Origin of the sequence: Novosphingobium rhizovicinum (genome assembly GCF_040813635.1) — a bacterium.
GTDB classification, from domain to species: domain Bacteria; phylum Pseudomonadota; class Alphaproteobacteria; order Sphingomonadales; family Sphingomonadaceae; genus Novosphingobium; species Novosphingobium rhizovicinum.
This window is the reverse complement of sequence record NZ_JBFNXR010000036.1, coordinates 1-12,974: the sequence shown is the minus strand read 5'-3', so window position 1 is coordinate 12,974 and position 12,974 is coordinate 1. Positions and strand designations below refer to the sequence as shown.

The window sequence follows — 12,974 nt, the reverse complement described above, 5'->3', positions numbered from 1 at the left end:
TGACCTGACCCCCAGCTTTCCTCCAGCTGGGATTAGAGCCGGGCGGTTGTTTTGCGCATGAGCGCGGTTGAAGCAATGGGCTGCGCAGCGGAGCCCGTAGGGCGTAGCGGAGCAGGCCATTGCTGTTGCAGTTCGGCGGCGAACGCCGCCGGGGTGTCGTATCCAAGGGCCGAGTGCGGCCTCTCCCGGTTGTAGTCTTCCACCCACGCGGCGATCTCGGCGCGGGCGTGATCGAGGCTGAGGAAGAGCGTCTCATTGAGCAGCTCATCGCGCATGCGGCCGTTGAAGCTCTCGACATAGCCGTTCTGCATCGGCTTGCCGGGCGCGATGTAGTGCCACTCCACGCCAATTTCCCCGCACCATGCCAGCACGGCGTTGGAGGTCAGTTCCGTGCCGTTATCGCTGACGATCATCCCCGGCTTGCCACGCTTCGCGATCAGCTCGGTCAGCTCGCGCACCACCCGGCGCCCGGAGATCGACGTGTCCGGCACCGCTGCCAGGCACTCCCTGGTCACGTCATCGACGACGTTGAGCACACGGAACCGCCGGCCCGACGCCATCTGGTCGTGCACGAAGTCCAGGCTCCAGCGTTGGTTCGGCAGGGCCAGAACCGGTGCCGGCGCCCTCGCGCCGATCGCACGTCTGCGGCTGCGCCGCCGCCTGACAGCCAGTCCTTCCTCCCGATAGATCCGCTGGGTCTTCTTCCGGTTGATCATCACGCCCTCCCGGCGCAGCAGGATATGCAGCCTGCGATAGCCGAACCGCCGGCGTTGGTTCGCCAGCTCGCGCAGCTTCTCTCTCAATTCGGCATCGTCGGCCCGCGTCGAGCGGTAGCGCACGCCCTTGCGATCGGCACCAACGACACGGCACGCCCGCCGCTCGCTCATCCCGTGGCAGGCCCGGAGATGAGCCACAGCTTCCCGCTTGGCGGCGGGCGTCACCACTTTTTTGACAGAAGATCCTTCAGCGCAGCCTGGTCCAGCATCGCATCGGCCAGCAGCCGCTTGAGCTTCGCGTTCTCGTCCTCGAGTGCCTTCAGCCGCCGAGCCTCGGATACCTCGAGCCCGCCATACTTCGACTTCCAGTTGTAGATCGTCGCTTCCGACACCCCGTGCCGGCGTGCCAGGTCTGCGGTCTTCGCCCCTGCCTCGGCTTCCTTCAGCACGCCGATGATCTGCTCTTCTGAAAACCTCTTACGCTTCATCTCGTCCGTCCTTCCATGGACCGGACTCTAATCGAGCGTGGAGGAAAATCAGGGGGTCAGGTCACCGTGCTGCGCAAAGCAGGCGAGCGCACCGTTGGGAACCTGTGGGATCTGATCGGCAGGCTCGTCGACATCTTCAAGCCCGACGAATGCGCCAACTACTTCAGCTCATGCGGATATGACCCAGAATGAGTGGAAACCGCTCTAATTTTGATATTTGGGAATTGTTCTGGATGTAGCACTCGCGCGGCGACATCCTTCCAGGTAGGAAAGCGGCGCGGTGCAATTGTACCCGCCATGGATAAGGCCCGGGTCAGTGCGGCGCGCATGGATTCCACGTCACCAGGATTGTAGCCAGAGCGGCTAGCAATTTCCCCTACTGCGAAGTTAGGGCAAATGGCTGGTAACCCGAACAGTTCATACTGCGCTAATTTAAGGCTCGACTCAGCAAGATATTCAACCCCCGGTGCGGGGCGGTATGGCGCCACACCTGCGCTTGCGTATTTTACGTAAGGAAGGGTGGCTTTGAAAGGCATTTCGTCATGAATATAAAGATTATCGGCCCCAGATAATTTCTCTCCGCATCCGATAACATGGAAATCTACCTCAGGGAAAAGTGGCGGCATGTTTTCAAAGAAGCTTCGATCAAATAGCATGGAGCCGACGGATACCACCGCGGGACGGCCATCATACGGATCATTACCAACATCGGAAAAGTCCTCCGGATGGATGCCAAATTCCGCTAAATAGAGTCGATCCGCCGCCCAACCGAAGTCTGTTGCCATACGGCGTGCTCTTAAACAGACATGGTGGATCATAGATCCGTTGGCGATAAGTTTACGTTGTACTACCGGATGAGTTCCAACCGTATCCAGACGGTCTGTCGCGTAGTAAATGATGCGAGCATGTGGGGAAAGGCGATGAACACGCGGAAGGAATATTGCAGCAACGCTTGACTCGATTATGACATAATCCGCTGATTTCAATATAGAGTCGAAAGTACTATTTGGCCAAGCGGCATATGGTGTAAATAGACGGCCCATAATGGTGTTAAGGATGTTGGATGTGCTCGCAAAGGGATGAACGGGCGTCTTCCATAGGAGGCAGTGAATGCCATTCACGACTTCAATGGAGTTTGAAGCAGGATCTAAAAAGAGACGAGAGTCGTCAGTTCGTTTTGACAACCAGCTATAACGCGTCGACAGGAACCACACATCGTAACCTAGATCACGTACGCCATCGGCAACCTGCTGTACACTGGCGCGCTTTTTGGTGCGGTAATCCTGAAACGCCGAGAGGAACACGACTCTACCGCGTGCAGATGCCATTATGTCGATACCTCTTAATGTCTGCGCCGAAGTTAAGTGAGTGACGCCAGTAGCTTAGCTTGACGGCTAAGCCTGTCATTGATCCAGGGGTTTCGCCAAAAACTACCGTGGATCAATGATGTGGACCAACGCCACTCGAGCCCTTCATGCGCGAACAGGCTTGGCTTTGCCAAGCGATTTAACCGATGCCGAATGGGCGGTTCTGGAGCCGTTCTTCCCGCCGCCGTCGTCCGTCGGGGGGCCGCGCAAGTGGCCGATGCAGCGGACTCTCGAGGCAAACCTCTCTCTGCTTCGTGGTGGTTTGCCCTGGCGAATGTTTCCGCCGGTCTCGACGGCGGCGCTGGTTCTGTCTCTGGCGCGACAGTGGGCTGTGGCAGACGATCAATTACGCGCTGCTGATGACCTCGCGGGAGGCGCGTGGCCGCGACGCTTCGTCCAGTGCCGGCGTGATCGATAGTCAGGGCGTCAAAACCACGGAAAGTGGCGGGCCTCGGGGCTATGATGCGGGCAAGAAGATCAAGGGCGCAAAACGGCACATCCTGACCGATACCAAGGGTAACCTGGTCTACGCCCTCGTCCACACCGCCTGCAACCAGGATCGGGGCGGCGCCCCTTACTGCTCGCCGAAACCGTCCAGCGCTTCCCGTGGCTGCGTCACCTCTTCGCCGATGGCGGTTATGCCGGCGACAAGCTGAAGGATGCGCTACGCCCGATCGGCAAGTGGACCCTCGAGATCATCAAACGATCCGAAGCCGCCAAGAGCTTCAGCGTCTTCTCGCCTTTTAGGGCAGCCGACGCCACCTTGGCCTTAGTCGCTCCTATTCAGCACAGCGTCGTTTCTGAGCGCAGCGGAGCTCGGCCAGCCATGGGCGCTGTCAGATCGGCAATCCACTTATCCCCGCTGTTCAGATTACCCGAGCCACTTCGATTTGAGGGCAACGACACATTTTGCCCAAAACAAGGCGGGCGCTTGGTTGACCTAATGATAGGGATCGCTTCTAAGCTGGTAGCATACCGCAAAGGGAGATAGAGGGCTCGCGCGATGATGATGAGAATATCAGCGTGCCCTGCGTTTTCACATGCGCTATCGCTCGCCAAATATCGGGTCGGCCCCAGGACTCGTCCGCCCCTATTCCGCCGGGTTAGATGTGGGTCACAATCTCCGAATACGCGCATTTTAGCCGTATTTTCGTCGCACCAGAGGTTGGTGCGCTGTCCTGCCTCCTCGTGGGCATCCTGAGCGAGCTATGATTATGCACGTCCGGCACGTCGTTCGCCAGTTTGCGCCCGCGGTTGGTGGGTTGGAAGATGCGGTCGCCCAATTAGCCCTGCACCTCCAGCGTGATCATAAAATAGAGAGCTCGGTAGTAACGCTTGATCGACCATTTGGTGATCTGGGTTGTCGCTTGCCGGCGGAAGGCGAGTATCTGGGCATTCCCATCCGGCGCATTCCGTTCAGCGGCTCCACTCGATATCCGATTGCGCCAGGTGTGCTAAAGGAATTAGGCGATGCTGACATTGTCCATATTCATGGGATCGATTTTTTCTTCGACTTTCTAGCCGCCACCCGACGGCTTCATCGCCGCCCGTTGGTCGCGTCCACCCATGGTGGTTTCTTCCATACTGATTTTGCTTCAACCGCTAAGCGCGCGTGGTTTGCCAGTATCACGCGTGTATCAGCCAGGGCGTACGCGCGCCTTTTTGGTTCAAGCGAGAATGATGCCGAGACCTTTCGACGGATCGCACCACGACAGACGATAGCGATTGAGAATGGGGTTAACATCGATAAGTGGTACGACGCAGGTGCGCATGAGTTGCACCCCACTATGATGTTCATTGGACGCTTTTCCGTCAACAAGGATGTACCCGCTTTAATCGCCTTAGTGGCGGCACTCGGTGCACCATGGCGACTGATTATTGCCGGCCAACCCTCTGATCTTTCGCCCGCTGACTTGCGCGCTGCAGCTGCTGCAAAAGGGGTGGCAGATCAAGTGGAAATCCATGTAGGACCCGACGACAGTACATTACGCCAGCTTCTTGGCCAAGCCAGTTATATCGCATCTGCCTCGCGTTACGAAGGTTTCGGACTGAGCGTGGTGGAGGGCATGTCAGCTGGGCTCGTTCCCCTTCTTCGGCCCATTCCGCCCTTCCAACGGTTGGTGGAAAGCACTCGTTGTGGCTTACTGACTGATATGAACGATCCGATTGCAGCGGCTCGTGAGATACAAGAGTTTCACAGAGGGGGGGGAGGCGCTAGCAGGCGCGCCTCAGCTATCTACGCGGCTGCGAGGTTTGGCTGGACCGGGGTTGCAGGCCGCTTTGCCGCTGAATATCGGTCCGTGCTTGAAGGGGCAGCGGAATGATGGCGGGAGCTCTTCTCCACCTGTCTTATCGGAGCCGCCGATGACCAAATTCCCTGGTAATTCCTATATCGGAAACTGCGGTGCCCGAGCCGTAGAGGCCTTACTCTCCAGTAGGATGGCGCGTGCGTGCCCCTTCACAGCGAGAAGAAGCCGCAATGCATAGTGCAGGGGGAAAGTTCATTAACCCGCAGTCAAGTCGAATGCATCCATCGGATGGTCTTCCTCGCAAACTTGAAAGTTTGCAGTGGTTACGTGCCGTTGCCGCAATGTCCGTCGTATACTTTCATGCTGTAATACAGGCCAAGCACGTATTCTTTATAGGAATGACAGAGATTGGCGAAACTGGCGTCGATATATTCTTCGTTTTAAGTGGATTCATCATGTGGGTGACGACAAGAAACTCACCTATTAGTATGGGACAGTTTATAGGTAAGAGAATAGAGCGCATAGTTCCGCTATATTGGGTGCTTACGCTTGCCGTGGCAGCGTGCGCAATTATTGTGCCTCATCTGCTACGCTCGACAAAGTTTGATATAGCGCACCTCCTGACATCGCTTTTCTTCATGCCGTGGGCAAATCCTGCAGGGATGCCCGGAACATCTACATATATCAGCCCTGTTATCATACCGGGTTGGACGCTAAATATGGAAATGATGTTCTACATATTGTTTGCATTGTGCTTACCTCTTAGAAAGAAATGGCGGGTATTTGGCATCGCTTTCCTAATTTCTGCCTTATACGTTGTCGGAAATGTTGGCGGAAATAGGGGCTACCTTGTATCGTTCTATGGCAATTCGATTATCTTCGAATTTCTTATGGGTGTGCTCTTGGCTGCGTACCTCATACCCTTCCTAAAGCTTTCGGTGCCCTGGGCTTGGATGTTACTGTTTCTTTCGCTTATAATTCTGGCGTACATTGAAGCGTCTTCACCGGACTTTCCGCGAGCCCTGAAGTTCGGTGTGCCAGCATTTTTCGCCATTGCTGCGGCAATTAATCTTGAGCGGCTTTCAGCCGTTCCAAATTTCCCTATCTTGGTAAAGTTGGGTGACGCATCTTACAGCATCTATCTTAGCCACATCTTCGTTATTAGCGCTTTGCGAACAGCATGGAACCTTTTAGATCTTGATAGATCTGATTGGAATGCGTTCGCATTCGTTACCGTCAGCGTGGCTGTTTCGGCTATTTTCGGGCTCCTAATTCATGAGTATGTCGAAAGGCCCTTGTCGAGGTTTAAGTTTATAACAACTCGTTCTAACAAAAATTCGAATGATGCGTTAACACAGCATTAGGCATTTATAGCATGTACGGTCTTCCTGTTGCAGAGCCCGCTTCCAGATGGACGCGCCTGAAAGCATGGCGTGCCCAGAGGTTTACGACCTGCTTTTGGGTCGTTGCCATTCTTCCCTCAACCTATAATGCTATTCTTGCTGCGATTAATGCTCAAGGAATATCGACGCCCCGCAGCCTGGCAGTCGTCGCCGAAGCAGGAATCTTGGCACTGTGTTTGGTGGCATGCGTCCTGACGGGCGGCCGTAAACATGATATGGGCCCAATTTTACTAATCTTCTTTGCCTCTATCCAAATGACATTGACATCTCTGTTATTTGAGACAATCTACCCTGATTTCTTTCGGAATATGGCGATAATTGCGGCATTCACCGCGGTGGGATATAGGAGCTCGCCAGACAGTGTTCGTCTTGTATTTCGGTATATTTCCTTAATTGTATTTGTATTTCTTCTTATAGAGTTAATATACCTTCCCGCCTACGTTTCAATATTTCAGCCGGCTTTATATTTGCAGGCGAGCCGCGGAATAGAAGAATTCAGCCTAAATGAAACTGGCTTATTCGCGAATGCCCTCGGCTTCAAAGATCGCTTCAGTTTTGGTATATTCAGCGGACCGAGAACATCATCAATTTTCCTCGAGCAGGTTTCTCTGCCGGGATTTGCGTCAGTGTTACTAATATTCCTGTTAGGAAATTGGACGCATATAGGCAGATTCGATAGATCGCTCCATACCGTGTTGATCGTTCTTATTATCCTTAGTAATAATTCCCGGACGTCAAGTGCGCTGTTGGCCATAAACGCACTCGGATATTTTATTTACCCATACTTTTCTGGCCGCCTTACGGCGGCCATCATGCCGTTCTGCCTCGCGATGGCGTTTATTTTAGTGGGACCGGTAACCGACGCGCTCGGCTCGGATGATATCTTAGGGCGCCTCTCGATCACCGTCGCGCATCTCATGAATCTCTCTGTCGCAGACTTCCTGATGGGCTCTCAGGGTATGGTCGCTCGCTCATACGATAGCGGATATGTCTACCTAATTGTCTCTAGTTCCATTTGGGGCCTGCTCGCGTTTTGGGCTTATGTTACCTTTGTGCCGGCGGATCGCACGGCTGAGCAGCGCAGAGTGCATTGGGGGTTGGCTGTTTATGCCTATCTCTGGATGATGATCGGCGGCACCGCCATTTTCACCATGAAAACTGCTGCCTTGCTCTGGTTGGTTGTTGGAAACATGGTGTTCGCATCGGGGGGCTCTGATGGAAATAGACCAATAGGAGGGCGCCGTTGGGAGAGTAGGCGGCAAAAATACGAGGGGTCTTGAGGTAGATGAAGGTGTATGTCGCGCTTTAGCTAAGCTGCAGGAGGCTTCCGGGCGACGGAGAGCTGAAAACGAGCTTCTTCAACGGATATTCATCTCTTGCCCATATGGCTCTCACGATGATTGCTGAACTGAGGGTTGAGCATACTCGTCTTGGCACCCGTTCGAGTCACGACGCCCGTAGGAGGTAGAGGCCTTCGATTGAGTGGAACGAAGGACTTGCTTGCTCACAAAGGTGTACCCCGTGTCATCCGATGAGCTCACTTCGTTGCCCTCATTGGATAGCCACTGATATTGTGCACTGCAGAGGGTTGCCGTACATGGCCGAGATGCGGAGGCGTATGGACAGATCGAATTTTTGGAAGTGGCTAGGTGGACTGGGGCGATGGTTGGAGGGCGGTCACGCGCCGCGCCGACTGGATGCTACCCTGCTCCTCGACAATCCTATCCCGCCCAAGGAAACGCCCGCTCCACCTCTCGAGGCGGAGCCACGCGATTTGCCTGTTCAGGCAGTAGGGCCGGACGAGGTTGGTAGCCGTCGCAATCGGGTGATGGTTGCCCGGGCTTTTGACTCAGCCCATCCGGTCCGCACCCGAGATGAGCTATTCGGGCGATCCAAGGAACTCGAGGTTCTCCTATCAGCGACCCTCGATCTGGGCCAGCATGTGATCATCCACGGGGCGCGGGGATCGGGCAAGACATCGCTGGTGCGCATTTATGGCGACCATGCCGATGGGCAGGGCGCGATCGTGATCTACATGGCATGCGAACCCGGTGTGAACTTTGCCGAGTTGGTCCGTCCCTATTTGCATGCGTTGCCCGCTACGGCCCTAGCACCTGGCGAGCGCTCAAGTTTTCGCGATGGCTTGGCCGCGCTGCCTGAAAGCTTTGGACCAAGAGCCTTTGTAGACCTGGTCGCCGAGCGGGTTTCAGGCCAGGTGGTGTTTATCTTCGACGAGTTTGACCGGATCACCGAAGCTCCAGTCAAGGCTGAAATAGCTGCGGCCATGAAGCTTCTGTCCGATTCGTTGGCAAGCGTACTGTTTATGCTGGTGGGCATCGCACACGATGTCGCGGACGTCATCGACTGCCATCCATCGCTTCGCCGCCATATGCGGGCCGTGCCGCTAGGGCGGATCAAGTCCGATAGCGTAAAAGCATTGATTGATGCTGGTGAGAAGTCTGCTGGGCTGTCGTTCAACGATGATGCCCGCGTGGTAATTACTCGGGCCTCGTGCGGCTCACCTTTCCATGTGCGATTGTTCTGTCAACATGCCGCCATCGCGGCGCTAGCAGGCGGATCTTCGAGTGTTTCGGACAGCGACGCCCGTAACGGACTCCACTCTGCAATCCTGCAATGGGCAGCGATGAACAACGAGGACGCTCAGCATTTCGTGTCGCTCGTCGAGCACGAGGCACTACTTCCTGAAATTGAACGTATTGCTCACGCAGCCGCGCTGGGCGATAGGTTGCCAGCCAATGTCGGCAATGCCACTACACTGCTCGGTGATGCGCTTGTAGCCGAGGAAAACGGCCAATCGTTTGTTTTTCGCGACAGCGTTGCCCCCCAGTTCCTAATTGCCTACGCCATTTTGGCCGAGGCCGCCATTGCATCTAATCGGGCCGATCGCCTTGGAGGGTTAATCAATGCTGCCACTCTCTGACCTGATCGCTGCGCTGAAAACACGCTGGCGGCTCGAGCTCTTTATTGTGCTTGCGGTGCTTACGCTCGTGGGGATCTGGATCGCACTGTCACCCAGGACATATGTGGCTGCGTCAACCCTTTTGTTTGACGAGCCGACAGTGGATCCGGTGCAGGGAACCCAAGCATCGGGGCAAGATGGCGTTGGCGCGATGCTGAACACGCAATCGGACGTGATCAAAAGCATTGCAGTGGCTGGAGAGGTGGTTCGCAACCTTCAGCTCGCCACACCTGAGGTGATCGAGCGATGGGAAGCCGCGACCGGTGGCACGGGTGATGTAAACTCTTGGTATGGACGCCAGCTTCTCGGTAATCTGGAGATCGCTTCCGAGAACGCGTCTCGTGTGCTGACGCTCCAGTATCAGTCCACCGACCCTCAGTTCGCGGCTGCGATGGCAAACGCCTTTGCTACGTCGTACTTAGATATGCGGCTGAAGTTGAACACTGACCCAGCAAGGACTTATTCACGCTGGTTCCAGGAGCGGACGAGCGAGGTTCGGGAGAATTTGCAGAAAGCCCAGGCGCGCCTCACCGACTTCAAACGTGAGACGGGCATCGTTGACAACAGAACTACGGATGCGGAAATTGCACGGTTGGGCGAACTGTCAAATCAGCTCACCTCGGCTGAAGCATCAGCCGCTGCGCTCAATGCACGGGCCGGCAGCAATGCGGCCCAATCGACCGATGTTCAGTCGTCGGGGGTGGTGCAGGGATTACGCGCACAGATCGCCAGCAAGGCCGCCCAAGTCAGCCAAATGAGCACAGCCTTAGGCCCTAATCACCCCGATATGATTGCTACAAAGGCTGAGTTGGCTGAGCTACGCTCCAAGCTGGCTGCGGAAGTCGGCAATAGCACCCGATCAGTTCGCGTCGCCAGCAATGCAGCCAGTAGTACGGAAGCAGAGCTGCGTGAGAAACTAAACGCGCAGCGTCAAAGGATGTTGAACTTGTCATCAGACAATGCGCAGCTCGACGTCTTACAGCGGGACGTCGATACCGCACAGGCCGCTTACGATGCGGTAGCGGCTCGCTTGCAAACGATGCGACTGCAGAGCGTCGCCCCTGACACCAATGTGCGTCAGCTGGATCCAGCGCTTCCGCCGCTACTGCCGTTCAGCCCGAACGTGCCTCTCCGTTTGTTGCTGGGAGCGGTTTTGGGCGTGCTGCTGGCTGTCGGTGTCGCGCTAGGCCTCGAACTATGGCGACCGCGCGTGCGCACCGCTGCGGGCACTGCGGACATCACCGGCGTGCCAGTGTTGGCAACGATTGACCTCTCAGACTCGCGGGCGAGCCGGCTTTTGGCGGAGGCTGCGTAATGAGGCTCCGGTCAACGCAAACGTCTCAAGGTGAGGACGGCGTAGTACGCAGCATTAGTCAGGTGCGGGGGCGTCGCACCCTTGGCGAGTTGCTGGATCTCAATCCCGCACAACAGGAAGCAGTGGCTAAGAGACAAGCCCAGACGGGCCGACTGTTTGGCGAAACGGTAGTAGAACTCGGGTTCGCCACTGACGATCAAGTGCGCCGCGCCATTGAGCAGCAGCAGGGCTTTTCGGTGCTGAGTGGTGAAGACAACCGGGTCGACCCTGTCGTCGTAACCGCCTTTGACCCTGAAGACGTGCTGGCCCGGACTGCACGCCATTTGCGCAGCACTGTGACGGCCGCGAAGCGTCACAACGGCCAGCCTGTTCGGAGCGTAGCGCTGATCGGCCGAGATACAGCCGCAGAGTTGCCAATCTTGGCGGCAAACCTTTCAGTTGCATGCGCGCAGACGGGCGTAACCACGCTACTCATCGATGCCGATCTGGATCATCCGCACCAGCATGCGCTGTTTCGTGTACGCAACCGCGCTGGCTTAGCGACTTTGCTGGCGGGCAATGAGCAAGGGGGGCTGGAGCAGCCTACCGCAATCGGGGGTCTATCGGTGCTTACTGCCGGCCCTGCCGTTCCCAACGCATCCGAATTGTTTGACCGCCAGCGCCTCGCCAACGCGGTTGAAATGTTCGCTGAAGAGTTCGGTCTGGTGCTGGTCGATGCAGGCTGTGAGGCGACAGCTGTCGCTGCAGCGCAGGGCCTCGATGCTGCGATAGTCGTGCTGCGTCGCAACGTCACTCATACGCGTGATCTGCGGTTACTGGTAAACCATCTGGAGTCTAATGGACAGACAGTGCTCGGCACGGTGCTTGTCGATTAGGGGCAGGGTTCTTCGGCGTCGCATGTCCATTGCGAAGGGAGTTCCGGTCCCAATGGGTCGATAGTCGCTAGCTGGCTGACACGTGTCAGTCGGTGAAGCCCTCTTGAATTGCTAAGAGCAGGATGAAGAAGTAATACCAAGATTCTCTGGTCAGAACCCATGGGCCCATTGGCGCAGTCCGATGGACATGATGCGCCATGGTTGTTCGACGAGCTTTTTCCAGGCGAAGCAGCAATGGTCGACGATATCGTCTTAGGATTTGAAGATGCGGTTCGACAGCCAGTTGGACGCCTCGAAAAACCTCTGGCGCATAGCGGCCTGAGCTGATTCACTGCCTTTCGTGAGAGCGGAGGCGATGATGGCGGGACAGCCGGGTTTCTTTGACCTTTCGGACCGATACGAGGCGCTCAGCGCCGCGGGCGATCCGCTTGAACGGCTTACGGCCGTCGTCGACTTCGAGGTTTTCCGCGGTCCGTTGGTGGCGGCGCTGCGGCGGAGCGCCCGCGGCAAGGGGGGCAGGCCGCCGTTCGATCCGGTCCTGATGTTCAAGATCTTGGTGCTCCAGGCACTGTATTCGCTGTCGGACGAGGCGACCGAGTTCCAGATCAAGGACCGGCTCTCGTTCCAGCGGTTCCTGGGGCTCGGGCTGGACGGCACGGTGCCCGACGCGACGACGGTGTGGCTTTTCCGCGAGAGGCTGGTCAAAGCCAAGGCGATCGACCGGCTGTTCGTCCGCTTCAATGCGGCGCTAACCGACCGGGGCTATCTCGCCATGGGCGGGCAGATCATCGACGCCACGGTTGTACCGGCACCCAAGCAGCGCAACACCCAGGAGGAGAAGGCGGCGATCAAGGAAGGCCGGATCCCCGAGCACTGGAAGGACAAGCCTGCCAAGCTCCGCCAGAAGGACCGCGATGCGCGCTGGAGCGTCAAGTACACCAAAGCCAAGGTGAAGGAGGGCGCTGATCCCAAGGCGTTCAAGCCGGTCGACCTCGCCATCCCGATGTTCGGCTACAAGAACCACATAGGCATCGACCGCACGCATGGCCTGATCCGCACCTGGGATGCCAGCGCCGCCAATGCTCATGATGGTGCAAGGCTGCCGGTCCTCATCAGCCCTGACAACACGGCGTCGGGCGTATGGGCCGATACAGCCTACCGCTCCAAGAAGAACGAGGCGTTCCTGGCCAAAGGCATGTTCACCAGCAACATCCATCAGCGCAAGCCGCACCGCCGGCCCATGCCCAAGCGCATCACGCGAGCCAATGCGAGGCGGTCGGCAGTCCGCTCAGCCGTCGAGCACGTGTTCGCCGGCCAAAAGCACCGCATGGGGCTCGTCGTTCGCACCATCGGCATCGCCCGCGCCCGCATCAAGATCGGGATGGCAAACCTGGCCTATAACTTCCAGCGTCTCACCTGGCTCGAGGGGCGTATTGCGCCCGCATGATGCCGAAACCGGTCTTCGAGCCTTGAGCCACCACGAAATTCAGAAGATTACCGCCCCGAAACAGTGCCGAGCCGCACTTCGTGCGCCATCATACCGCCGTCACGCCGAAAATAGGCGGTTCTTCGAGGCGTCCA

General features: G+C 56.9%; 9 protein-coding genes and 3 pseudogenes. 9 read left to right on the top strand and 3 right to left on the bottom strand.

Annotated features, from left to right (window positions below):
* Window positions 1-32 precede the first annotated feature (32 nt).
* A protein-coding gene (locus ABUH87_RS10865; RefSeq protein ID WP_367769135.1) for an IS3 family transposase occupies window positions 33-1,204 on the bottom strand; the annotation gives its coding sequence in 2 pieces (ribosomal slippage) (window positions 33-952 and window positions 952-1,204; 1,173 coding nt in all).
* A gap of 66 nt (window positions 1,205-1,270) precedes the next feature.
* On the opposite strand from ABUH87_RS10865, the pseudogene ABUH87_RS10860 reads away from it, so the two are divergent.
* Window positions 1,271-1,396, top strand: a pseudogene (locus tag ABUH87_RS10860) (IS630 family transposase); the annotation flags it as partial.
* Here ABUH87_RS10860 and ABUH87_RS10855 read toward each other — a convergent pair.
* The gene (locus ABUH87_RS10855) at window positions 1,363-2,532 is read right to left on the bottom strand and encodes a GumK N-terminal domain-containing glycosyltransferase (protein ID WP_367773460.1); all 1,170 of its coding nucleotides are present in this window, start codon (window positions 2,530-2,532) and stop codon (window positions 1,363-1,365) included. The pseudogene ABUH87_RS10860 and the gene ABUH87_RS10855 sit on opposite strands and share 34 nt — an antisense overlap.
* 118 nt (window positions 2,533-2,650) lie before the next feature.
* On the opposite strand from ABUH87_RS10855, the pseudogene ABUH87_RS18415 reads away from it, so the two are divergent.
* From ABUH87_RS18415 to ABUH87_RS10815, 7 genes and pseudogenes are all read left to right on the top strand, one after another.
* A pseudogene (locus ABUH87_RS18415) lies at window positions 2,651-3,340 on the top strand (IS5 family transposase); the annotation flags it as partial.
* Between the two features lie 439 nt (window positions 3,341-3,779).
* On the top strand, window positions 3,780-4,895 hold the full coding sequence (locus tag ABUH87_RS10840) for a glycosyltransferase family 4 protein (RefSeq protein WP_367773454.1): 1,116 nt from the start codon (window positions 3,780-3,782) through the stop codon (window positions 4,893-4,895).
* A gap of 122 nt (window positions 4,896-5,017) precedes the next feature.
* Window positions 5,018-6,184 (top strand): acyltransferase family protein, encoded by a 1,167-nt coding sequence (locus tag ABUH87_RS10835; protein WP_367773452.1) that lies wholly within the window; start codon window positions 5,018-5,020, stop codon window positions 6,182-6,184.
* Window positions 6,185-6,195: 11 nt separating this feature from the next.
* Window positions 6,196-7,503, top strand: a complete 1,308-nt coding sequence (locus ABUH87_RS10830; RefSeq protein ID WP_367773450.1) for a hypothetical protein — start codon at window positions 6,196-6,198, stop codon at window positions 7,501-7,503.
* Window positions 7,504-7,997: 494 nt separating this feature from the next.
* Window positions 7,998-9,164, top strand: a complete 1,167-nt coding sequence (locus tag ABUH87_RS10825; RefSeq protein ID WP_367773448.1) for an ATP-binding protein — start codon at window positions 7,998-8,000, stop codon at window positions 9,162-9,164.
* Window positions 9,148-10,518 (top strand): GNVR domain-containing protein, encoded by a 1,371-nt coding sequence (locus ABUH87_RS10820; protein WP_367773445.1) that lies wholly within the window; start codon window positions 9,148-9,150, stop codon window positions 10,516-10,518. The genes ABUH87_RS10825 and ABUH87_RS10820 overlap by 17 nt, the downstream gene beginning before the upstream one ends.
* Window positions 10,518-11,393 (top strand): CpsD/CapB family tyrosine-protein kinase, encoded by an 876-nt coding sequence (locus tag ABUH87_RS10815; RefSeq protein WP_367773443.1) that lies wholly within the window; start codon window positions 10,518-10,520, stop codon window positions 11,391-11,393. Before ABUH87_RS10820 ends, ABUH87_RS10815 begins: the two co-directional genes overlap by 1 nt.
* A gap of 150 nt (window positions 11,394-11,543) precedes the next feature.
* On the opposite strand, the pseudogene ABUH87_RS10810 reads toward ABUH87_RS10815, so the two are convergent.
* Window positions 11,544-11,690, bottom strand: a pseudogene (locus ABUH87_RS10810) (IS630 family transposase); the annotation flags it as partial.
* 61 nt (window positions 11,691-11,751) lie between these two features.
* Here ABUH87_RS10810 and ABUH87_RS10805 point away from each other — a divergent pair.
* Window positions 11,752-12,840: an IS5 family transposase gene (locus ABUH87_RS10805; RefSeq protein ID WP_367767718.1), complete on the top strand. Its 1,089-nt coding sequence runs from the start codon at window positions 11,752-11,754 to the stop codon at window positions 12,838-12,840.
* The last annotated feature ends 134 nt before the right edge of the window (window positions 12,841-12,974 follow it).